The following is a 24,154-nucleotide window of genomic DNA, read 5'->3' as shown; positions in this document are numbered from 1 at the left end:
GCTATAAGGAGTAGCATTTTCTTTTTTGTCAGAGAGGAAGAGGGAGAGGCTCGTGACAACAAAAAAGCGAATGAACAAGCGAATTTTACTTGTGGGAATGGGAGTTTTTCTTGGTTTTATGCTTTTGACACTACGCCTGTGGTGGGTACAGGTGGTAAACGCTAGCTGGATTATGGATCAAGGTAAGGGGCAGTGGAATCGTGACATGACCTTAAATCCGAAACGCGGGAGCATTCTAGATCGAAATGGGGAAGTTCTTGCTTTTGAAGGACGGGCCTATCTAGTCGAAGCCCAGGTGCGTCCTAAGAAATTGGCAAATGGTCAAAACGACACGGATGATTATGTAAAGGACCCCATGATGACGGCGATGAAATTAGCTACCGTGATAAATGAACCGCAGTCCAAAATTTTGGAACGTCTCACTAAGAATCCGAATGCAATATGGGTTAATTTAGGGCCTGAAGCCTCCAAAATAAGCTTGGAACAAAAGGAAAAAATCTTAGCTATGCAATACCCTCTTGATGAAAAGGGGGTTAAATCCAAGCAAAATCAATTACCCGGGATCAAAATCTCAGAAACCACCAAGCGCTTCTACCCAAAAGGGAAATTCGCCGCTCATGTCTTAGGATTTCTCAATGCTGAAGGAACACCTGTAATGGGGATTGAACGACAATTTAAGAATGAATTAAAGGGTGAAGAAGGCACTCTAAAGATGGTGAAGGATGCGCTAGGCTATCCGTTGCCAGATGGGCAAACAGAATTTAAAGCTGCAAAAGATGGTCAAAATATCAAGCTTACCCTTGATGATCAGATACAAACATACGTAGAAGAGGCATTAGATAAAACAGATGCGGCATTTCACCCAAAAGGAATGTCAGTAATTGTATCTGATCCGAATACGGGTGAAATCCTCGCGATGGCCAATCGTCCGCAGCATGACCCTAACAATTATCGTTCTATCGTCAATTATATGAATTTCGGTGTGAGCTATACGTTTGAGCCAGGTTCAACCTTTAAGATTATTACGCTCGCTGCTTCTATTCAAGAGGGTGTGTTTAATTCTAATTGGTCCTTTACATCAGGACATTATAAGGCATGGAAGACTGGAGCGGCTATCTATGATCATAATCGAATTGGATGGGGCACGATTACCTATTTAAATGGTGTGCAACGTTCCAGTAACGTATTATTTGCTATGCTAGGTAACGAAAAGCTGGGACAAGCTAAGCTTGAGCATTATTTTAAAGCCTTTGGTTTTGGGAAAAAGACAGAGATTCAGTTACCTGCGGAAGAAGTAGGGAACTTAACTAACGTTGAAAAGATTAATAAATTTTCACCGCGTGACTTGGCTGTTACTCCGATTGGACAAGGGGTAACGGTAACACCGATCCAGCAGGTCATGTCTGTGGCCGCTATTGCAAATGGTGGTAAATTAATGCAGCCACTCATTGTAAAAGAGCGTATCGATCCACGGACGGGTCAGGTAATCGAGCGGTATCAGCCTAAAGAAGTTGGACGTCCGATCTCAGAGGCAACGGCACGTGAAACGCGTAAGATTTTGCAAACGGTCGTTGATGGCGATATAAAGTCAGGAGCGACTGGGCGTAACTTTAAATTGCAGAATTTTAGCGTGGCTGGGAAAACCGGTACAGCACAGAAGTATAACGAACGAGGAAAAATCATTGATAATAAATATATCTTCTCCTTTATTGGATTCGCTCCCGTGGAGAATCCAAGACTGGTTGTTTATATTGTAGTCGATGATCCAGGGGGCGGGGCATCCTATTCAACGGCTAGTAGGGATGTAGTTGCGCCGATGTTCCAAGCGATTATGGAGAAAAGCTTGCAATACTTGCAGGAGAAGCCAGATCGAAGTGCCTTGGCTGCTCAAGCTACTGTGGTAGAGGAAAAACGGCTGCAAGAATCCACTGTACCTCAACTTACAGGCATCCCGTTAAAAGAAGCGAAGGAACGGGCGAAGCAGGCTGGTTTTAAGGTAGAAGTGGTTGGCCAGGGAACCAATGTGATTAATCAAATTCCGGCTCCGTATGAAAAAGTAGGCAGTACCACGACCATACTGCTTGCCTCCGATGGGAAAGCCTCAATGAAAATGCCTGATTTTAAGGGGAAATCGTTGCGGGAAGTACTAGAGTATGGCAATTTGCTAAATATTGCAGTAAGCGCTACTGGTAGCGGATATGTAGTGGAACAAAACGTAGAAGCGGGTACAATCCTGACAGGAAAAGAGACGATTCAAGTGAAGCTGTCTCCTACATATGTGTCTGTAGACAAGTAGTTCTAACACTCCTCTTTGGCGAATAGGGTAGGAAAAGACAAACCTTATTGGCAGGGAGGAGTGTTTGCTGTATGCGGGTTTCCAATGTTACCGTACGTCGGCGCATATTCATTGCACTCGTGGTGGGAATATTCTTGTTTATGGCGATGGTTTCTCGGCTTGGCTACATCCAATTAGTGCAGGGTCAATGGTTGCAGGATGAAGCTAATGACCTATGGAGCCGCAATGTCAAATTTGAAGCAAAACGCGGTAACATCAAAGACCGACATGGTGAGGATTTGGTGAAAAATACAACGGTTCCCTCCGTGATGGCCATACCGGCACAAATAAAAAATCCTGAAGAGACAGCTAAGAAGCTCGCGATTATTTTAGGGCAGTCAGAACAAAAGATACTTACGGAAATAAGCAAACGTTCCCAAATGATTGTACGAGTTCCAGGTGGACGGAAAATAACACAGGAAAAAGCGAAGGAAATACAAGCTCTTGCCCTGCCAGGAGTAAAAGTAGCAGACGATTCAAAGCGCTTCTACCCAAATGGCTCGTTCTTAGCGCAGGTGCTTGGTTTTACTGGAATTGATAATCAAGGTCTAACTGGGTTGGAAAAGATGTATGATAAAATATTAACGGGTACACCAGGGCATGTATCCTTTCCAGCAGATGCGGGTGGGCGGGCTATGCCGGGACACGCGGAGAAGTATGTGTCACCAGTTAATGGCATGGATATGTACCTAACCATTGATAAACAAATTCAGACCTTTATTGAGCGTGAACTAGATCAGGCGATGGTTGCTTATCAGCCAGATGATATTCTGTCGATAGCGATGAATCCAAAAACTGGTGAGATTCTCGGAATGGCTAGCAGACCTACCTATAATCCAGATCGTTATTTAGAGTTTGCACCAGATATTTATAATCGTAATTTACCGATCTGGAAAACATACGAACCAGGTTCTACATTTAAAATCGTTACATTAGCAGCATCCTTAAATGAAAAAGTTGTTGATTTGAAAGAAAGCTTTTTTGATCCAGGTCATATAAATGTAGCTGGGACATTCTTACGTTGCTGGAAGAGGCAAGGGCATGGTTCAGAAACGATGCTAGAAGTAGTAGAGAACTCCTGTAACCCCGGGTTTGTGGCAATGGGGCAACGTCTTGGTAAAGAAAGGTTGTTTGAATATATCAAAAATTTTGGTTTCGGAAAGAAAACCGGCGTTGATTTAATTGGGGAGTCAAATGGAATCTTGTTTAAATTAAGCCGTGTTGGGCCCGTTGAATTAGGTACGACATCGTTTGGGCAGGGGGTATCAGTAACACCGATTCAGCAGATGGCAGCCGTCTCAGCGGCAATCAACGGCGGTAAGCTAATGAAGCCCTACATTGCCAAAGAGTGGAGGGACAGTGTAACGCACGATATTGTCGCTCGTACAGTACCCACTCAGGTGCGTCAGGTTATTTCCGAGGAAACATCTAAACAGGTGCGTAGCGCATTAGAAAGCGTTGTTTCTCGCGGAACCGGGCATAATGCCTATATTGAAGGCTATCGGGTTGGTGGAAAAACGGGTACTGCCCAAAAATCCGTCAATGGACGTTATGCAGCGAATGAATATATTGTATCATTTATTGGATTTGCTCCTGCAGATGACCCGCAGATTATCGTATACGTAGCTGTTGATAATCCAAAAGCACAAGCATTTGGAGGTACGATCGCAGCCCCTGTTGTCAAAAATGTGTTAGAATCCAGTCTGCCTTACCTTAATATAGAAAAACGCCCTAGCGATATTGAGCGAGAAATTGCTTACGGAGATAAAAAGTATGTGGAGGTGCCTAATTTAATCGGAATGGCCATCAATGAAATTGCAAATTCATACTATACAATGCCATTAGAAGTTTCTGGAAAGGGAACTCATGTGATTAAACAGTCTCCGAAACCAGGAATAAAGGTGGAGGAAGGCTCAAAAATTCGCGTCTACCTTGGTGACAAAACGGCCAATTAGCTATACAATAGATGTTCGTAGAGGGAGATAGCTTTTTATCTCCCCTTCTTATCGCATTTCTACTTTTGAAAAGAAACATCTTTTGTCTATACTAGTTGGAGATTGGGGTGCCATTGTATGTTGTTAAGGGAGTTACTTGCTCCTTTGCTAGTCAGTCACATTAAGGGTGATGACCAGGTTGTTATCACAGGCATAACGGCTGACTCGCGTAATGTTAAGCCCGGGGACTTATTCATCTGTCTGTCTGGTTTTACTGTAGACGGTCATGAGTTTGCAGCCCAAGCGGTGGAAAAGGGAGCAATCGCCATTATAGCTGAGCATGAAATCGAGGTGGACAAAACAGTTGTCATCGTACCAGATTCAAGGCGGGCAATGGCATTCTTAGCGGATCGGTTTTTTGGCTCTCCGTCACAGAAGCTAAAACTGATCGGCGTTACAGGAACCAATGGAAAGACGACGACGACACATTTGATTGATAGAATTTTAACCGACCAACAGAAAAAGACGGGCTTGATTGGAACGATCCACATGCGTATTGGAGATCAAATTGAAAAGGTGAAAAATACGACACCAGATATGATTGATCTACAGTCTAGTTTCCGCCGAATGTTGGATATTCATACGGATTATGCCATTATGGAGGTTTCCTCACACGCTCTTGATATGGGACGTGTACATGGCTGTGATTATCATACAGCGATTTTTACGAACATGACGCAGGATCATTTAGATTACCATAAGACATTTGACAACTATCGTCAGGCAAAATCACTGTTATTTGCTCAATTAGGAAATAGCTATGATCAACAATCGCTCAAAACAGCGATTTTAAATGCAGATGATGAGGTATCGAAGTATTTTGCTCATGTAACACCAGCTCGTGTGCTTACATATGGAATCGATCAGCCAGCGGATGTGAGAGCTGTATCTATCCGTGTTACATCTGCTGGAACTAGCTTTACCGTGCAAAGTTTTGCTGGAGAAGCAACAGTAAATATGAAATTAATGGGCAAGTTTAATGTATATAATGCATTAGCAGCCATTGCAGCTACCCTTGTTGAAGGAGTTCCGCTGGCGGCTATTATTAAAAGCTTAGAGGAGATTCCAGGGGTAGACGGGCGTTTTGAACCTGTGTCGCTTGGACAGGATTATGCTGTAATCGTTGACTATTCCCATACGCCGGACAGCTTAGAAAATGCACTGGTAACAGCCAAGGAATTCGTAACAGGGCAACTCATCTGTGTGGCGGGCTGTGGTGGAAATCGAGATCGTACGAAACGTCCAATTATGGCTCAGATCGCAACGAAGTACGCTGATTATAGCGTCTTAACCTCAGATAACCCTCGTTTTGAGGAGCCAGAAGCCATCTTGGCTGATATGGTAGGTGGTATTCAGAACGTCGATCAGAAACGCTTCACGACAATTGTGAATCGACGTGAAGCCATTTTCCACGCTATTTCGCAGGCAAAGCCGGGGGACTGTGTCCTCATAGCAGGAAAAGGGCATGAAACCTATCAAGAAAGTAAAGGTGAGATCTTTCCGTTTGATGATCGGGAAGTAGCAAAGGAAGCTATCCATGAACAGAAAAGAAAGTAACAACCATGACTACTCATTAGCTACTATGCAAGAAAGGAGGTAGGGGCATGCCATTTGATAATGTCTTATTTATAACAATCATTGCAGCCTTTCTCATTGCTGTTTTAATTGGTCCGCTGTTTATTCCTATGCTTCGCCGATTAAAGTTTGGTCAAAGCATTCGTGAAGAAGGCCCCCAATCTCACCAGAAAAAAGCGGGAACACCTACTATGGGGGGAACCATCATTGCTATGGCTCTCCTATTAACCGTGTTAAAATTTTCGAAGTGGAACACGGAGTTGTTGTTTTTGATTATTGTTACCTTTGGATACGGACTTATTGGTTTTCTTGATGACTTTATTAAAATTAAAAGAAAACATAATTTGGGTTTAACTGCGAAGCAAAAGTTCTTAGGCCAAATCCTGTTAGCGATTGGTGCTTACTATTTGCTATTGCAGATGAACCATCCAACAACGCTGACCATTCCAGGAACATCGTTAGGAATTGATCTAGGGCTGTTCTATTTCCCATTCCTTGTTTTTTTACTGGTGGGAAGTACAAACGCCGTTAATCTTACAGATGGCTTGGATGGCTTGCTGGCAGGAACAAGTGCCATTGCCTTTGGAGCCTATGCGATTATTGCTTGGAATGCATCGAATATGGATACGGCTATCTTCAGTGCAGCGGTTGTTGGCTCTGTTCTAGGCTTTCTCGTGTTTAATGCTCATCCGGCACGAGTATTTATGGGTGACACTGGCTCGCTTGCCCTAGGGGGGGCGCTGGCCGGGATAGCGATCATGACCAAAACAGAGTTGCTGCTGGCGATTATCGGAATTGTTTTTGTCATTGAAACACTATCCGTTATTATTCAAGTTATATCTTTTAAAACTCGCGGAAAACGCGTTTTCCGTATGAGTCCCTTACACCATCATTTTGAGCTAACTGGCTGGTCTGAATGGCGTGTGGTGGTAACATTTTGGCTTGTAGGCATTCTATTTGCCGGATTAGGTGTTTATTTAGAGGTGATACGTTAACATGGATATGTATAAAGGGAAGCTCGTTGTTGTATTAGGTCTGGCGAAAAGCGGTGTGGCGGTTGCAAAACTGTTACACCGTTTTGGTGCTATTGTCATCGTAAATGATCAAAAAACGCGTGAGGAAGCTACTGGATATGAAGAGCTAGAAGAGTTGGGGGTACAAGTGATTACGGGCGGACATCCGGATGATCTCATCTCCAAGGATGTAGCTTTAGTGGTGAAAAATCCTGGGATTCCTTATGAATCAAAACCAGTTCAGCAGGCATTAGCCTTGTCGATACCAGTGATTACAGAAGTAGAGCTAGCCTATCGTTTGTCCAAAGCACCATTAATCGGTATTACTGGTTCAAATGGGAAAACGACGACGACTACATTAGTAGGACTTATTTTGCATGCTGCTTCTGTGGATGCTATCGTTGGTGGAAATATTGGCACGGTGTTATGTAGTTTGGCGGAAGAGATGAAGCCGGATCAGTATTTAGTGGCTGAATTAAGTAGCTTTCAATTGATGGGAACCGATACATTCCGTCCTCATATTGCTACGATCTTAAACCTGTATCCAGCCCATCTGGATTATCATCATTCGTTTGAGGAGTATACCAAAGCAAAGTGTAAAATTTTTGCCAATCAGACGGAAGAGGATTATGCAGTTCTGCCATATGATCATGAACCCGTGATGAAGGTTTGCCAAAACATTCGAGCAAAAGTCTTCTATGTAAGTATTAAGCAAGAGGTTCCTTGTGGCGCATTTATCAAGGATGGCATTGTCTATTTTAAAAATGAGGATGGCAAGCTAGACGAGATTATGAAAGCTACGGAAATCTCATTGCCCGGGGAATTTAATCAGGAAAATGCTCTAGCGGCTATCGTGATGAGTAAATTAGCCGGAGCAGACTACGATGCAATGAAGCATGTATTACGCAGCTTTAGCGGTGTTGAACATCGTTTAGAATATGTCGATACGATTGCTGGTGTAAAATATTACAACAATTCAAAAGCTACTAACTCCGAAGCTGCAATTCGTGGGATTGAGGCATTTAAGGAGCCGGTTGTTCTTATTGCTGGTGGACTTGACCGGGGTGTAGATTTTGCTGAGTTAGTTCCACCACTAAAAAACAAAGTAAAAGCAATTATCACTTATGGGCAAACATCTCCCATTTTACAGAAAAGAGCCGAAGAAGCAGGGATTGAACTTCGTTTTGCCGTCGATACTGTTGATAGTGCTGTTAAACAAGCAGCGGCTATCGCGGAAGCGAACGACGTGGTCTTGTTAAGCCCGGCTTGTGCTAGCTGGGATATGTTTCCTTCCTATGAAGTAAGAGGGAGCATGTTTAAGGATAGCGTGCATAAACTTAAAAACAAGCCTATATAAACCTGTCCCTTTGTAAGCTCAGACAAAAATGATAGCAAAGGGACGACGTACGAAAGGATGGCTTGCGATGAGTAAAGTACGTTCTGCCCCTGATTTTGTTATTATTTTTGTCACCCTTTTCCTACTAGGAATCGGGATTGTGATGGTTTATAGTGCTAGTGCCGTATTTGCCCAGCACAAATTCCAAGACCCGTACTTTTTTACCAAGCGGCAGATCATCTTCGCAATATTGGGGATTGTTTCCATGTATGTGATGATGAACATTGACTATTGGGTATGGAAGAAATGGGCCAAGGTTGGATTTTTTATAAGTCTGGCGTTGCTCGTGGTGGTTTTGGTTATTGGTCGAGAGGTTAATGGTTCAAAAAGTTGGCTTGGCTTTGGGTCCTTTGGCATTCAGCCCGGGGAATTTGCTAAATTTGGGGTTGCGGCTTTTTTAGCTAGATGGCTATCGGATAATCAAAAGAATATTATTTACTTTAAAAAAGGATTATTTCCTGCGTTGATAATCCCAGTTGCATGTTTCGGGTTGATTATGTTACAACCTGATTTAGGGACCGGAAGTGTGTTGATGGGGATGGCAATTCTAATGATTTTTGCCTCTGGAGCAAGAATAAGCCATTTTGTCGGGTTAGGGATGATTGGCGTTGTTGGTTTTGTCGGACTAATTCTGTCAGCACCATATCGAATGGCCCGGATCACTTCTTTTCTTGATCCATGGTCGGACCCTTTAGGTTCGGGCTATCAAATCATTCAGTCATTATATGCAATTGGGCCAGGAGGTCTGTTAGGGCTTGGATTGGGAGAGAGCAGGCAAAAGTTTTCCTACTTACCGGAGCCGTATAATGACTTTATTTTCTCCATTATTTCTGAGGAATTAGGCTTTGTTGGTGGGACGCTGGTACTCCTATTATTTTTGTTGCTGTTATGGCGAGGCATGCGAGTCGCGATTACTGCTCCTGATCTGTTTGGGAATTTGCTTGCTCTAGCTATTATCGGCATGATCGGTATCCAAGTAACGATTAATGTAGGCGTTGTAACGGGGATGTTTCCTGTAACGGGTATTACCTTGCCATTTTTAAGCTACGGTGGCTCCTCGTTGACGCTCATGCTAACACAGGTAGGCATCCTGCTAAACATCTCCCGCTTTTCCAGATGACAGATAACATAAAGAGAGATGGGTGATATTATGAGAGTCGTGTTAACAGGGGGAGGAACTGGAGGGCACATCTATCCGGCGCTTGCGGTTGCAAAAGAAATTTTGCGTCATGAACCGCAAGCTGCCTTTTTGTATATTGGTACCCATAAAGGGTTGGAGTCCACGATTGTTCCTAAGTTTAACATTCCCTTTCAAGCAGTAGAGATAGCAGGCTTTAAGCGAAAACTCTCTTTTGATAATGTGCGCACAATCCTCAAGTTTATACGTGCGGTATCTGATTCAAAACGGATGCTCAAAGAATTTAAACCGGATGTGGTGATCGGTACAGGAGGCTATGTCTGTGGCCCTGTTGTGTATGCCGCAGCTAAGCTAGGTATTCCGACAATTATTCACGAACAAAATATTGTACCTGGGATTACAAATAAATTTTTATCGCGTTATGTGAAGCAGGTAGCCGTCTCTTTTGAGGAGTCGTTGCCGTTTTTTCCACAGAAAAAAACAAGCTATATTGGTAATCCGCGAGCTACGGAAGTCATACATAGCGATCCTAGTAAAGGGAGAAGCATGCTAGGGCTACCAAGCGATAAAAAGATCGTGCTTGTTGTGGGAGGAAGTCGCGGTGCTAAAGCGATCAATGAGGTGACACTTGCATCACTAGCTCAGTTTCATACGTATTCTGACTGTCACTTTGTCTATGTAACAGGCGCTGTGCATTATGAATCGATAAAGGAACGGATTGATAAAATGACAAACCAACCAAGCAACTTTACGCTGGTTCCATACGTCGATCATATGCCAGATCTGCTTGCAGCAACGCATGTCATCATCAATCGAGCTGGAGCTTCTTTTTTAGCAGAGATTACGGCGCTTGGTATTCCGTCCATTCTCATTCCATCTCCGTATGTAACAAATAACCATCAGGAGAAAAATGCACGAGGCCTAGAAAGAGCTGGTGCAACAGCTGTTATCGTCGAAAGAGAGCTAACCTCGGAGAAATTGATGTCCACGCTTCACAGCATGTTGACAGACGAACAAAAGTGGAGCAATATGCAAAAAGCATCACTCTCATTAGGGATGCCGGAAGCTGCCAGTAATCTTTATCAACAGATAGTAAAAGTAGTAAATCGCTAATAATAGGCGTTTGTCACGCTAGATCGGAAATGCGCATAGTATGAGAGCAAACGCGTGATTGAAAAAGTTCCGACCTAGCATTTGTGTCAGGAGGTTCTTATGAAGCATGTAGCAGAAGCATTAGAACAAGCAAATGTTGGAAAGGTATGGGTTGAAGAACCTCTCGCCAAGCATACGACATGGCGAATAGGGGGACCGGCAGACCTGATGATCCAGCCTACAGATAAAGAAGCGCTCATTCGAGCGGTTCAAATTATCCATCAACATGAAATTCCCTGGACTGTTATTGGACGCGGTTCCAACCTTCTAGTGAGGGATGGAGGGATACGTGGAGCCGTGTTTAAGGTGGCTCAGGGTTTAAGTCACTGCGAGTTTCAGGGAGAGACGGTGTGTGTTGGTGCAGGGTACTCTATGGTACGCTTAGCAGTAGAGGCGGGAAAGCAGGGCTTGACTGGATTAGAATTTGCAGGCGGGATTCCTGGATCTGTTGGAGGAGCTGTCTACATGAATGCCGGGGCGCATGGATCTGATCTTTCACGTATTCTAACAAGTGCCGAAATCCTTTTCAACGATGGAGAGACGAAGATAGTGAGCAAGGAAGAGATGCAGTTTAGCTATCGCACATCCCTATTGCAGAAACGCAAGGGTATAGTTATCGAAGCTACTCTTCAATTACAGACAGGTGACCGCAGAGAGATTGCTAAGTCGCTAGCAAAGTTTAAAGATCGTCGGCTCAGTACGCAACCTTTCAACTCGCCTTGTGCGGGGAGCGTGTTCCGTAATCCGCCTGGAGATCATGCAGGACGTCTGATTGAAGCGTCAGGGCTAAAAGGCTTTACCATTGGGGGGGCTCAGATATCAGAGATGCATGCTAACTTCATCGTAAATCGAGGAGGGGCCACGGCGACCGACGTCCTCACCTTAATTGAGTATGCTCGTGCTACGGTACAGAAAAACTTTAACGTAGATTTGCATACGGAGGTTTTGGTGATCGGCGAGGGGTAACACGGAGGTGAAAGTTTGGAAGCTTTTGCTATCGAAGGTGGAAAACCTCTGTCCGGAACGCTACGGATTCATGGAGCCAAAAATGCTGCTCTGCCAATTCTAGCTGCGACTGTACTCGCTGAAGGGCAGTTTCATATCTACGATGTACCGCATTTGAAGGACATAGAAGTAATGCTCAAAATTTTGAGCGAAATTGGAGCGAAGGTAAGCCACGAGGATCATATGGTCACGGTTGATACGACGGGTGTCAATCAGACTCAAGTGCCTGAAGATTTAATGGGACAAATGCGTTCTTCCATTTTTCTTATGGGGCCACTGTTAGCCCGGCTAGGGGAGGTAACCATTTCACGCCCAGGAGGCTGTGCCATCGGGGAGAGAAGAATTGACCTTCATCTCTCAGGGCTAGCTGCTTTAGGTGCCCAATACACTGATGCTGAGGGCTATATTACTTTCCGTTCACCAGCGCTCGAAGGTACTAAAATATTCTTAACGTTTCCAAGTGTAGGTGCAACGGAGAATATTATGATGGCTGCTGTTTTGGCAAAAGGTACGACCCGGATTTATAATGCCGCACGCGAGCCCGAAATCATTGATCTGCAAAATTTCCTAAATTCAATGGGAGCAAAAGTCCGCGGAGCAGGAACGGATACCATAGAGATTGACGGTGTTCCAAGGCTGAGAGCCATCAGTTATCGTGTTATTCCGGACCGGATCGTGACGGGCACGCATCTGTTAGCTTTAGGATTGTCAAAAGGGCATATAGAACTGAGTAATACAATTCCAGAGCATTTGACAGCTTTGGTTGAATTGGTACGTGGGAGCGGTGTTGAAATCAAAACATACCATGATATAATGGAGATAAAAAACACTTCTCGTCCACGGGCGATTAATCGCATTATGACGTCTCCCTATCCTGGTTTTCCAACTGATTTGCAAGCGCAGATGATGGTTTTTCTGTCTTTAGCAGATGGAACCAGTCTGATGAAGGAGACAGTGTTCGAAGGCAGATTTAAGCATGTGACTGAATTAGAGAGAATGGGTGCTTCCATCTTTGTTGACCTAGGAACAGCTTTTATCCGTGGTGTGGATAGATTTTATGGGGCTACAGTGGAAGCTACAGACCTGCGTGCAGGAGCTGCACTCGTATTGGCTGGTTTAGCTGCCCAAGGCACTACTATTGTTGAACAAACGCAGCATATAGATCGAGGGTACGAACGTATCGAGAAACAACTGCAACAGTTGGGTGCTTCTATCTCTCGTATAACCATATAAGCATACAAAAGTGGGGGAGCGGCATGGATGTTATGCCGCTTTTCACGCTGTAAATGGATAGGGAATGGCGAACTGTAGGGGGGAGAATATTTGAATAGGTATAAAGACGACAGAATACCGCTCGTTAAAAATGCTACACCACGTAAGAAAAAAGGAAACCGCCGTTTAATTATTATCCTGGCTATCTTTTTCGTACTAGTCTTAAGTATAGTATTCTTCCGCTCTCCTTACAGTAAGGTAACTGATATTCAAGTCTATGGTAACATCTTATACACGAAGGAGCAGATTATTCAGGCGTCTACTCTTACTAACGGCATGCAGTTTTTAAATGTGTGGGATAGTGATGTGGAAGCAGGTATTTTCACATTAAAGGGCATTAAAGATATCTCGATCTCCCGTGATTTCCCCGGTGTCATTCGGTTAAATATTCAAGAATACCGCCGAACAGCTTTGTATGTAAATGGACAAAAGCAGCCGGGCTATTTATTAGAAGATGGGACGATTTTAACTCCCCCAACCCAAACGCTTATGATGGACAGACCTATCATTCAATCTTGGTCTAGTAAAGATCCAAAAATGTTAAAGCAGTTAGCCGAAGCTCTTATTTCATTACAAGGCGGGGTTCTCCACCAAATCTCTGATCTATCGCTAATACCTACTAAATATGATAGTCAGCAAGTGGTGCTAAATATGCGCGATGGAAATGAAATTCGTAGCACTCTCTCGCAGCTAAAGAAAAAACTGCCCTGGTACCCCTCTATTGTGCAGGAGATTCCCAAGGGGCAAAAAGGAATTGTTAACCTTTTAGATGTGACGTGGTTTGAGGAATACAGTCATCATGTGACGAACCAACAACAATTACAGCAGCTAACAAATCCTGATGGTAGCTTAATAAATGAGTCAGGGACAGACACGTCTGCTAATGGAGATACACAAAATCGAACGCAGGATCAATCTTCGCAAACAACGGACAACAACGATCCAAATAATCGGAACCAGCAGAATGGACAAAATACAAACAATCGACAAAATGACATTCAGAATAATGGAAATGGTAACCAAAATGAAGGAAGCTCGAATAACTCGGGCCTAAATAATCAGGGCACAGGCAATAGCCAGAATGAGAATCAAAACCAGAACCAAAACCCAAACCAGAACCAAAACAATAGCCAAAGTACCAACGCGGCTAATCGGAACCAAAATACCGATTCAAGAGAACAACCGACCACATCTTTTGAATAAAAATCGAGGAGTTCAAGCAACTAATAAAGCCAGCTAAGTGTCTAGTAAGTGTCTAGAAGGAAAATGAAAGGTGACAAAAGGCATGCGAGTTAGGAAATTTCATGTTTATCTTACGCTGGTCATGTTTAGTACCGGATTTCTGATGGCTAACTCCATCGAGCTGACCCAGCTACATAAAAAAGTGGTGCAAACAGAAAAAGAATTTCAACAGGAAACCAAGTTGAATGAACGCATTATTGCAGAACGGGAAAAGAATCGGGCACTTGAGCAGCAATATGCAGATACGCAGCGTAAAATATCTCAGGTAGAGACAGCAATGGCCAATCATCAATCAGAAGCGGCAGCTCTTTTAACAGCACTAGACCGCGCGCGTATGCTAGCCGGAACGGTACCAGCGACAGGAGCTGGTGTAATGGTTACCCTTCGAGATAACCCTAGTCCAATTAGCACAAATGTTGTACAAAATATCGTACATGAACAAGACATTTGGAGAGTGGTTAATGAGCTATTTGTTGCTGGAGCAGAGGGGATCAGTGTGAATGACCAACGCCTGGTCACCAGCTCCTCGATTCGTTGCGTTGGACCTACTGTGATTGTAAACGGGGTAAAATCAGCAGCGCCCTTTGTGATTAAAGCAGTGGGAGACCCTGTTACTTTAGAAGGAGCGCTTCATTTACCAGGCGGGGTGATTGATTCTTTTGAAGGGTTTATAAAAATTGAAACAGCGAAGAAAGATTCCATTGAACTACCTGCTTTTGTAGGTGATGTGAAAATGGGAACAAGCTCTTCCTCCTAACAGGTGATACCATGCTGGAAAACCGTAAAATTACGTTTATATTAACCATTATTAGTGCTATCATAGGAATTATGCTAGCAACCCAAATTCAGAGCACAAAACATCCTAAACAAGCGGATGCGAGAAGTGTGATTGAACTTCGTAAAGCTCTACTGAAAGAACAAGAAAAAAGTAAGAACCTTTTAGCCGATATATCTAAACAGGGAGAACTTTTAGCCCAATATGAAGCATCCCTAAGTTCTGTAGAGACAATCGGTGTTATGAAAGAAGAATTAAACCGAACCAAAAAATTAGCAGGTCTTGATGTTGTAGAAGGAAAAGGTATTATCATTCGCATTGAAAACATGGAGCTGCCACCTGGCAATCAGTGGGAAGGAGACGCTCCACACGAATCAGCATCGAACCTGATGCTTGATGTTGACTTACGCTGGCTGACCAATGAGCTTTTAGCAAATGGAGCTACTGTGATTGCTATTAATAATAATCGACTTATTTCTAATAGTTCAATCCGAAATGTAAGCGAAGAAATCCAAGTGGATACAAAAACGATCCGCTTGCCTTATGAAATTAAGGCACTTGGAGATCCAGAAACCTTACTGAGCAGCATGAAGCTTGAAGGTGTTGAAAGCACGTTTCAATCGATGAATAAAATTGTAAAAATGGAAGCACAGGATCATCTAATTATCCCGCCGTTCACAGGGAACAAGCAGATGCGGTTCATGAAACCGGTGAAGTCAAAAGGAGATTCATAATAATGTGGTTGCCGATTGTAGGTTTGATTGCAGGAGTAATAGCGGGATTTTATCTAAACATCAATGTACCTCAAGAATATAGCAGCTATGTATCAATTGCATTGTTAGCTGGTTTGGATACGATTTTTGGTGGCATTCGGTCTTATTTGGAGCGAGTGTTTAATGTTCGGGTCTTTTTATCTGGGTTCTTTTTCAATACGCTGTTTGCCGCTGGACTAGCCTTTTTAGGAGCTTTTCTTGGTATTGATCTATACATGGCAGCGATTGTTGCATTTGGGGTACGTTTATTTAATAATCTGGCTATCATTCGTCGCATTCTGCTGGCGAAATGGTTAAATAAGCGTGATGTGTAAATAAATAAGCATCGGGTTCAACCAAATTATAACTTGGTTACAATTACCATTGTGATTTTTAAAAAAGATTGTAAGAAAAAAAAGGGAATGGGTATCCTGTGTGGAATAAAATATGCAGATGTCATCACTTATTTAAAGTACAAGTTGAACTAGGGGAGGTGTCACTGGTTTGGTAAACAGTCAAAATGATCTTATTGTCAGCATCGATATTGGTACCTCTAAAGTACGCGTTATGATTGGGGAAGTAAATAACGGTAATATCAATATTATTGGTGTAGGCCAATCCCATTCAGAAGGCATTAGCAGAGGAACTATTGTAGATATCGACCAAACCGTGCATGCAATCCGAGAAGCAGTCGATCATGCTGAACGTATGGTAGGGGTAACAATTGAAGACGTTTATGTCGGAATCTCTGGCACCCATATAGAGCTATTCGAAACGCAGGGCGTGGTAGCCGTTTCCAGTGAAGACCGCGAGATTCGTGAAGAGGATATTGATCGTGTCGTTCAAGCTGCAAAGGTTGTCGCACTTCCGCCAGATCGTGAAATTATCGATGTCGTACCGACGGAATTTGTTGTTGATGGGTTAGGAAAGATAAAAGATCCTCGGGGAATGATCGGCGTTCGTCTTGAGATGGAGGGGACTATTGTCACCGGATCCAAAACAGTGATCCACAATGTTGTACGATGTGCACAACGAGCTGATTTGCAAGTTGCGGGTATCTTTTTGCAACCATTGGCTGCAAGCTCGGTCGCATTGACTAAGGACGATAAGAATCTAGGTGTTGTTCTAGTTGATATTGGCGCGGGCTCGACCACCATCGCAATCTTTGAACAGGGTCAATTAGTAGCTACTTCCACCCTCGCAATCGGTGGAGACCATATCACCAATGATATTGCTCTCGGTTTACGCACACATACAGAAGTGGCAGAAAAAATGAAACGAAAACATGGATGTGCTCTGATTGATGAAGCATCCGATGAAGAAAAATTCAAGGTAACGCGTATCGGCAGCGAAGTGGAAAAACAATTCACTCAAGTCGATCTTGCCAATATTATCGAACCACGTGCCGCAGAGATTTTCAATTTGATTGAAGACGAAGTGTATCGTCTTGGGTTCCATGATGAAATCGCTGGTGGATATGTTTTAACCGGTGGAACGGTTTGCATGCCGGGGATGTTGGAGCTTGCCAATGAAGAGCTGGCAGCACCTGTCCGCATTGCTATACCGGATTATATTGGTGTGCGTGACCCGGGATATACCATCGGTGTGGGCCTCATTCAATATGCCTCGATGCTGACGAATTATACGGCCAAGAAGCCTGCCCCTGCAAAAGCGGCAAGCCGTCCGGCACCTTCAGCACCGAAACGGGATTCTCAAGGGAATTTCATTGAAAAGATGAAGAATTGGTTTAGCGAATTCATTTAAACAAACCAACCGAACAGATAAAGAAGTTCAATAAAATTCGCCCCGTCGTCCTACAACAACGGGTTTTTAACAAAATTGAGAAAAGCGTGTATGAATGAATGAGGAGGAACTTTCAAGATGCTCGAATTTGACTTGGATATGGAACAATTAGCGCAAATCAAGGTTATTGGTTGTGGCGGCGGTGGCAGCAATGCTGTAAACCGAATGATTGCAGGCGGAGTAAAAGGTGTTGAATTCATTACGGTGAATACTGATGCCCAGGCGCTACACCTGTCTAACGCTGATATCAAGCTACAAATCGGGGAGAAGCTGACACGTGGTCTTGGTGCAGGTGCGAACCCTGATGTAGGTAAGAAGGCAGCAGAGGAAAGCCGCGAATTGGTTGAGAATGCACTGCGCGGGTCTGATATGGTATTTGTTACTGCAGGAATGGGTGGAGGTACCGGTACTGGTGCAGCCCCTGTGATTGCTGAAATTGCTAAAGAATTAGGTGCTTTAACAGTTGGGGTAGTAACAAGACCGTTCTCCTTTGAAGGACGCAAACGCTCTTTGCAAGCTGAAGCGGGTATTGCTGCTTTAAAAGAAAAAGTAGATACACTCATTGTTATTCCAAATGATCGTCTACTTGAAATCGTTGATAAAAATACGCCTATGCTAGAAGCTTTCCGAACAGCTGATAATGTACTAAGTCAAGGTGTACAGGGTATCTCTGATTTGATTGCAACCCCTGGTTTGATTAACCTTGACTTTGCTGATGTCAAAACCATCATGACCGAGCGTGGATCGGCTCTTATGGGTATTGGTGTCGCTAGTGGAGAAAATCGTGCAGCAGAGGCCGCACGTAAAGCAATCTCCAGTCCATTACTAGAAACATCTATTGATGGAGCTCGTGGTGTACTTATGAACATTACGGGTGGTACTAGCTTGAGCTTGTATGAGGTAAATGAAGCAGCCGATATTGTTTCCTCTGCAGCGGACCCAGAAGTAAACATGATTTTCGGTGCGGTTATTAACGAAGATCTAAAAAATGAAATCCTTGTAACAGTAATCGCAACTGGTTTTGCTGATAACCAACGCCATGTTGCAGCGGCAACCCGCCGCCCGCAGGCTGAGCTACAACAACAAGCTACTCGTAGCGCAGCACCGCAACAACCATCCGTTCCTTCACGTTCTCGTGAAATGGAAGAAGACAAGTCTATTAATCTAAGCAACTTGGATAATCTAGACATCCCGGCATTCTTGCGTAATCGTCGTCGTAAGAAATAATCAATCAGATAAAATAGTGTAGAGGAAGAATAAAGCTTCATCTACAACTAACAAACATAGAAAAACCTTGTTTTCTTTAAAGAGAGCAAGGTTTTTTGTTATTTTATTTATAGCATATTAAATTAAAAAACTTTATTTTTGAAAAATGTTAATGAAGGCTGCTTCAGAAAAGGGAGCAGCTTTCATATGTAGTTGAATTGTCATTTTCATTTCCATCGAAATGTAGATGGGTCATAAAAGAGCTGAAAATAAGGTGGTTTTTTCATGTTTTAGCTGAGAAATCTTCCAGATGAAAGTGCTAGCTAAAAGATGTGTACCCCGTCCTAGGTAACCTATCAATAAATCATTAGTTGTTTCCTTTTCATCCTTTCTACTCTACTTTAAGAAATGAGTTTACTAGAATCTGCTGAGGGCTTTCTTTTTTATAAGCAAGGGCGATTGTTTTTAGGTCAGAATTCTATTGATCGGTAACCCAGCCTATTGTCAAGGAAAACAGGATTACCTCGCCTTGTTTTTTCAACAAAAAAAGGGAAAAAATACGGTCAAGTTTTGACAGACTTTACATATACATTGAGATATACTGTTTTTGCCAGACGGAGGTGAAGACAGTACATGGTCGTCTATCTGGATATCATTCTACTCCTGAATTTTGTAATTGATGCCTTATTATTATGGTTTACCGCTTTTTTTCGAAAAGAACGGATTATTTGGTGGAGATTGTTGCTTGCATCAGCAGTAGGAAGCTGTTATGTGGCCTTTTACTTTTTTCCAGCTTTTTCAGGAATATATGCGTGGTTTACAAAGCTACTTTTCTCTCTATTTATTTTATGGATTGCATTTGGTTTTAAGCGACTTACACACTTTCTACATCATCTGGCTATTTTTTATTTTGTTTCCTTTGTTTTTGGAGGAGGGGTATATGCCCTTACTCTATTGACTACGAGTCAACATGAAATCATCCAAGGCATCTTGGTGACTCATAACGATAGTTTTGGAGTAGGAACTAAGCCAACGTTACTGATCGTGTGTCTAGGGATTGTACTGGTATTTCTGCTAAGCAGGAAAAGCTATCAGTCAATTCAGGAGCCACGAAAAATAGAAGCATTTTTAGTGGAGGTAGAGGTGAAAATCTCCAGTCAAGTAATTATATGCCGGGGATTGGTTGATACGGGCAACCAATTACATGAACCCATAACGCGTATCCCAGTCATGGTTATGGAGTCTCGATTATTTGAACAAGTTTTGCCATTACCTATTTTAGAAGTAGCAAGAGAGGAGGGGGAGAAACTTCAGAGACTGGAGAAAATACTGGATGAACTTCCGCTACAGTGGCAAGGGAAACTACGCCTCGTACCGTTTCGGAGTGTGTCTAGGGGAATGGATTTCATGGTAGCCATTCGGCCGGAGCAGGTGACAGTAATACACAATGGGCTGCGCCTCGCTTCAGAACGTGTATTAATTGGGTTAAACCCCATTGCATTATCAGCAGACGGCAGATATGAATCGATTGTGCATCCCGCATTAATTCAACGCCAAGAAATAAATGAAGTCACCCATGATATTGAACCAGTTCAACCAGCTAACAAGATAAAAGGAATTCATACATCATCATTAGAACAGGAGGGCTAGCATGTACGTAAAAATTCGTCTATATGTCCAATTAATGTGGTATCGCATCTTGCTCAAAATTGGAGTGAAAGCAGAAGAAATCTATTACATAGGTGGCAGTGAAGCGCTTCCCCCGCCCCTAACACGCGAAGAAGAAGAAGTCTTGCTCGCTCGCCTTCCATCCGGTGATGGAGCCGTTCGAAGTATGTTGATTGAACGCAATCTACGCCTAGTTGTTTATATTGCCCGAAAATTTGAAAATACGGGTATTAACATTGAGGATTTGGTTAGTATTGGGACGATTGGTCTAATTAAAGCAGTGAATACTTTTGATCCTGAAAAAAACATCAAACTGGCTACCTATGCTTCTCGGTGTATTGAAAACGAAATTTTGATGTATTTGCGTCGTAATAATAAGATACGTTCAGAAGTATCATTTGATGAACCTTTAAATATTGATTGGGATGGAAATGAGCTATTGCTCTCGGACGTTCTGGGCACAGAAAATGATACGATCTACAAAAATATTGAGGATCAGGTGGACAGAAAATTATTGCATAAAGCGCTCGACAAGCTCTCTGACCGAGAGCGGGTGATTATGGAATTACGTTTTGGATTAGCTGGGGAAGAGGAGAAGACGCAAAAGGATGTAGCTGATCTCTTAGGTATCTCACAATCGTATATTTCGCGTTTAGAAAAGCGAATAATCAAACGACTACGAAAAGAATTTAACAAAATGGTGTGACGCATAATTTATGAACCTCTGGAAATACTGTTCCTATCCATACCAGAAAGTGGTTTTCACAAAACCATTTTCCCTGCCGCCCTGTTTTTTAATAAGGGATCATTTGCTCCTTTTTCTTGCATGCAAAAGTGAGAGGGCAATAAGGCGGAGTACATACGGATAGGGACTTTTTTTCTCTGAGGAGGGAATGGTGTGTCGCGCAACAAGGTTGAGATTTGTGGAGTAGACACTTCAAAGCTTCCGGTACTAAACAACAAAGAAATGCGGGAGCTCTTTGAACGATTACAGAGCGGTGAGCACTCTGCCAGAGAAAAGTTGGTGAATGGGAACCTACGTCTGGTGTTAAGTGTTATTCAACGGTTTAATAATCGGGGAGAATATGTAGACGATCTGTTTCAGGTGGGATGTATCGGTTTGATGAAGGCGATTGACAACTTTGATCTTGGGCAGAACGTTAAATTTTCGACATATGCTGTTCCAATGATTATAGGAGAAATCAGACGATACCTGCGCGATAACAATCCAATTCGCGTATCGCGTTCCCTGCGAGATATTGCTTATAAAGCGTTGCAAGTACGCGACAGTTTGACGAATAAGCACTCTCGCGAACCCACCATCGTGGAAATTTCTAGTGCCTTAAATGTATCGAAAGAGGATGTCGTGTTTGCTCTCGATGCCATTCAGGACCCCGTTTCTTTATTTGAACCGATCTATCAGGACGGAGGAGATCCTATCTTTGTAATGGATCAGATCAGCGATGAAAAAAACAAGGATATCTTCTGGGTTGAAGAGATTGCTCTTCGGGAAGGTATGCAACGTTTAGGGGATCGAGAAAAAATGATTTTGTCCATGCGCTTTTATGAAGGAAAAACCCAGATGGAAGTAGCAGAGGAAATTGGGATCTCGCAAGCACAGGTCTCAAGATTGGAAAAAGCGGCGATTTCCCATATGCAAAAGCATGTTCAATCCTAGCTGATATAGCACCCAAAGAATGAACGAAAGGCCAGTTCCCATTGGCAGAATTATAGCAGGCTTTATACCCATGCCTTGTTCAAGTGATAACATATTGCTTGAACAGGGCTATTTTTAATGGAACTACTTTTTAAAACGAAAGGCACATATACATAATAGCGAGGGCTTGAAGGCGAGTAGTTGAAAAGAAAGAGTGGTGAATTCCTATGGTGAAAATTTCAGAATTTCAAATCAAGGAAGTCGTTAACATTATAGATGGGAAGCGTTTAGGACAAATTTCTGATTTAGAAATCGATTTAAAAGCAGGGCGAGTTGAGGCGATTGTCGTTCCGGGTGAAGGCCGTTTCTTCGGATTGTTTGCAGGCTCAAATGAGTATGTTATTCCTTGGCGAAATATTGTTAAGATTGGGAAGGATGTTGTACTGGTTCGAGTAGAGGAACCCCTTAAACTGGAGTCCAAGCATGCTGATGAGGAGCTTTCCTAAAAGTTTGACGAAAAGCAAAACAGATATCACAAAAATCAGAGTGATTTACTTGCCCTGACCGCTACAAAACCAGTAAGATATTAGATAGGGTAATATGAGAGGAGAGCAGATACATGGAGCCATTTCAGTTAAACAATACGACTCACACTCTGCATCTAAAGAAATGGGAGTCTGCTTATCCTGGACTGACAGCAGGATTTACGACAAGGTGGGGGATACAGAATACGGATAGTCCACAAATGTGTAATATGGGATTACATGTGGGAGATGATCCTAACCATGTCATTAAAAATCGCCAACAACTAGCTGATCAGCAGGGATTTTCGTTTGAAACATGGACCTGCGCTGATCAGATACACGGTAATAAAGTAACCAAAATTTCTGCCGGCCAGATGGGAGCCGGCAGAGATAGTTTAGAGAGTGTCATTACAAATACAGATGGCTTATATACCACTGAGCAAGGGGTTTTCTTAACCTCCTTTTATGCGGATTGTGTCCCTCTCTTTTTTCTTGACCCAATCCGCAATGCGATAGGACTGGCTCATGCAGGATGGAAGGGTACGGTTTCCTTAATTGGACGGGAAATGATAGAGGCTTTTCGTCGGGAGTATCAATCCAACCCAAAGGATATCTATGTAGCAATTGGACCTAGTATCGGGGCCTGCTGCTATGAAGTGGACGAGCGCGTGATGCAGCAGGCTCGTACAGCGGCTTCTAGCTGGGAGCAAGCTGTACAGCCTAGTCACAAAACCAGTCATTACATGCTAGATTTACGCCGGTTAAATCAGGTAATAGTGGAAGAGGCGGGAGTTCCTGCCGATCATATTAGTACAACACATTATTGCACAAGTTGTCGCAACGATTTGTTTTTTTCGCATCGAAAGGATCGAGGGAACACAGGTAGAATGGCTTCATTTATTGGATGGAAGGAGCAAGCAACATGACTAGAATGGTAGCAAAAGCTACAGTTGAACAGCGTTTGGTCGATATCGAACAGAAAATATCGGCAGCTTGTAAACGGTCAAATCGTCAGCGTGAAGAGGTAAAAGTCGTAGCTGTGACGAAATATGTAGATACACCCGCAATCGGGGAAATTATCGCCGCTGGGCTAACCCACATTGGGGAAAATCGGATTCAAGATGCCCTTCCAAAGTACGAAGCGTATAAAGACAAGGCGGTTTGGCACTATATCGGTCATTTACAAACAAACAAGGTCAAAGATGTAGTGGGACGTTTTACTTACATACATTCCCTAGACAGATTATCGTTGGCTCAAGAAATAGAAAAACGTGCTAGTAAGCTAGGAATCGTTGTTTCTTGCTTTTTACAAATAAATATTTCCCAAGAGGAAACAAAATTTGGTTTACATCCAGATGATGTCTTGGCTTTTGTGAAAGAAATTAGTAATATGGAACACATAAGCGTTGATGGATTAATGACCATGGCACCGCAAACAGAAGACCCCGAAGAGATTCGGTACGTGTTTCGGGGCTTGCGCGAATGGCAACAACGACTCAAAGAATGTAATTTACCTCGTGTGACTGTCCAAGAATTATCCATGGGCATGTCTGGGGATTTTGAGATCGCAATTGAAGAAGGAGCCACGTTTGTGCGGCTGGGCTCCGTACTCGTGCAACCGGAATAGCAGAATAAGCGCGGCTTTGT

General features: G+C 43.1%; 21 protein-coding genes. All 21 read left to right on the top strand.

Annotated elements, in window-relative coordinates; genetic code table 11:
* Positions 1-52 precede the first annotated feature (52 nt).
* The 21 genes from GOP56_RS09560 to GOP56_RS09460 all read left to right on the top strand — a co-directional run bounded on the left by GOP56_RS09560 (position 53) and on the right by GOP56_RS09460 (position 24,134).
* A complete protein-coding gene (locus tag GOP56_RS09560) occupies positions 53-2,296 on the top strand; it encodes a PASTA domain-containing penicillin-binding protein (protein ID WP_163245445.1) in 2,244 nt (747 codons plus the stop codon).
* Between the two features lie 71 nt (positions 2,297-2,367).
* Complete coding sequence (locus GOP56_RS09555; RefSeq protein ID WP_003342647.1) at positions 2,368-4,290, top strand: stage V sporulation protein D; 1,923 nt, start codon at positions 2,368-2,370, stop codon at positions 4,288-4,290.
* Positions 4,291-4,407: 117 nt separating this feature from the next.
* On the top strand, positions 4,408-5,886 hold the full coding sequence (locus tag GOP56_RS09550) for a UDP-N-acetylmuramoyl-L-alanyl-D-glutamate--2,6-diaminopimelate ligase (RefSeq protein WP_163245444.1): 1,479 nt from the start codon (positions 4,408-4,410) through the stop codon (positions 5,884-5,886).
* 47 nt (positions 5,887-5,933) lie between these two features.
* Entirely contained in the window at positions 5,934-6,899 is a 966-nt protein-coding gene (gene mraY, locus GOP56_RS09545) for a phospho-N-acetylmuramoyl-pentapeptide-transferase (protein ID WP_003336690.1), read from the top strand.
* A gap of 1 nt (position 6,900) precedes the next feature.
* The gene (gene murD, locus GOP56_RS09540) at positions 6,901-8,274 is read left to right on the top strand and encodes a UDP-N-acetylmuramoyl-L-alanine--D-glutamate ligase (RefSeq protein ID WP_163245443.1); all 1,374 of its coding nucleotides are present in this window, start codon (positions 6,901-6,903) and stop codon (positions 8,272-8,274) included.
* 67 nt (positions 8,275-8,341) lie between these two features.
* The gene (gene spoVE / locus GOP56_RS09535; protein ID WP_003342651.1) at positions 8,342-9,433 is read left to right on the top strand and encodes a stage V sporulation protein E; all 1,092 of its coding nucleotides are present in this window, start codon (positions 8,342-8,344) and stop codon (positions 9,431-9,433) included.
* A 30-nt stretch (positions 9,434-9,463) separates the two neighbouring features.
* Entirely contained in the window at positions 9,464-10,564 is a 1,101-nt protein-coding gene (gene murG, locus GOP56_RS09530; protein WP_163245442.1) for an undecaprenyldiphospho-muramoylpentapeptide beta-N-acetylglucosaminyltransferase, read from the top strand.
* Between the two features lie 99 nt (positions 10,565-10,663).
* The gene (gene murB / locus GOP56_RS09525) at positions 10,664-11,569 is read left to right on the top strand and encodes a UDP-N-acetylmuramate dehydrogenase (RefSeq protein WP_003336694.1); all 906 of its coding nucleotides are present in this window, start codon (positions 10,664-10,666) and stop codon (positions 11,567-11,569) included.
* A gap of 15 nt (positions 11,570-11,584) precedes the next feature.
* Positions 11,585-12,841, top strand: a complete 1,257-nt coding sequence (gene murA, locus GOP56_RS09520; RefSeq protein ID WP_003336695.1) for a UDP-N-acetylglucosamine 1-carboxyvinyltransferase — start codon at positions 11,585-11,587, stop codon at positions 12,839-12,841.
* A gap of 90 nt (positions 12,842-12,931) precedes the next feature.
* Complete coding sequence (locus GOP56_RS09515) at positions 12,932-14,083, top strand: cell division protein FtsQ/DivIB (protein ID WP_163245441.1); 1,152 nt, start codon at positions 12,932-12,934, stop codon at positions 14,081-14,083.
* Between the two features lie 82 nt (positions 14,084-14,165).
* Positions 14,166-14,879, top strand: coding sequence for a DUF881 domain-containing protein (locus GOP56_RS09510; protein ID WP_003336697.1), 714 nt, complete (start codon positions 14,166-14,168; stop codon positions 14,877-14,879).
* 11 nt (positions 14,880-14,890) lie between these two features.
* On the top strand, positions 14,891-15,631 hold the full coding sequence (locus tag GOP56_RS09505; RefSeq protein ID WP_003336698.1) for a DUF881 domain-containing protein: 741 nt from the start codon (positions 14,891-14,893) through the stop codon (positions 15,629-15,631).
* A 2-nt stretch (positions 15,632-15,633) separates the two neighbouring features.
* Positions 15,634-15,984: a small basic family protein gene (locus GOP56_RS09500; RefSeq protein ID WP_003336699.1), complete on the top strand. Its 351-nt coding sequence runs from the start codon at positions 15,634-15,636 to the stop codon at positions 15,982-15,984.
* A 169-nt stretch (positions 15,985-16,153) separates the two neighbouring features.
* Positions 16,154-17,413 (top strand): cell division protein FtsA, encoded by a 1,260-nt coding sequence (gene ftsA / locus GOP56_RS09495; RefSeq protein ID WP_003336700.1) that lies wholly within the window; start codon positions 16,154-16,156, stop codon positions 17,411-17,413.
* A 117-nt stretch (positions 17,414-17,530) separates the two neighbouring features.
* Positions 17,531-18,679 carry a cell division protein FtsZ gene (gene ftsZ, locus GOP56_RS09490; protein WP_003336701.1) on the top strand — a complete coding sequence of 383 codons (1,149 nt, stop codon included), beginning with the start codon at positions 17,531-17,533 and terminating at the stop codon, positions 18,677-18,679.
* 612 nt (positions 18,680-19,291) lie between these two features.
* Entirely contained in the window at positions 19,292-20,308 is a 1,017-nt protein-coding gene (gene spoIIGA, locus GOP56_RS09485; protein WP_163245440.1) for a sigma-E processing peptidase SpoIIGA, read from the top strand.
* A gap of 1 nt (position 20,309) precedes the next feature.
* The gene (sigE, locus tag GOP56_RS09480) at positions 20,310-21,032 is read left to right on the top strand and encodes an RNA polymerase sporulation sigma factor SigE (RefSeq protein ID WP_003336703.1); all 723 of its coding nucleotides are present in this window, start codon (positions 20,310-20,312) and stop codon (positions 21,030-21,032) included.
* A 192-nt stretch (positions 21,033-21,224) separates the two neighbouring features.
* Positions 21,225-22,004, top strand: a complete 780-nt coding sequence (gene sigG, locus GOP56_RS09475) for an RNA polymerase sporulation sigma factor SigG (protein WP_003342662.1) — start codon at positions 21,225-21,227, stop codon at positions 22,002-22,004.
* Positions 22,005-22,210: 206 nt separating this feature from the next.
* Positions 22,211-22,489 (top strand): YlmC/YmxH family sporulation protein, encoded by a 279-nt coding sequence (locus tag GOP56_RS09470; protein ID WP_163245439.1) that lies wholly within the window; start codon positions 22,211-22,213, stop codon positions 22,487-22,489.
* A gap of 113 nt (positions 22,490-22,602) precedes the next feature.
* Positions 22,603-23,433 (top strand): peptidoglycan editing factor PgeF, encoded by an 831-nt coding sequence (gene pgeF / locus GOP56_RS09465; protein ID WP_163245438.1) that lies wholly within the window; start codon positions 22,603-22,605, stop codon positions 23,431-23,433.
* The gene (locus GOP56_RS09460; protein WP_003342666.1) at positions 23,430-24,134 is read left to right on the top strand and encodes a YggS family pyridoxal phosphate-dependent enzyme; all 705 of its coding nucleotides are present in this window, start codon (positions 23,430-23,432) and stop codon (positions 24,132-24,134) included. Before pgeF ends, GOP56_RS09460 begins: the two co-directional genes overlap by 4 nt.
* Positions 24,135-24,154 lie beyond the last annotated feature (20 nt).

Source organism: Brevibacillus sp. 7WMA2 (genome assembly GCF_010748895.1).
GTDB classification, from domain to species: Bacteria; Bacillota; Bacilli; order Brevibacillales; family Brevibacillaceae; genus Brevibacillus_B; species Brevibacillus_B halotolerans.
Note: the sequence above shows the minus strand (reverse complement) of the source record. Positions and strands in the feature narration are given on the sequence as shown.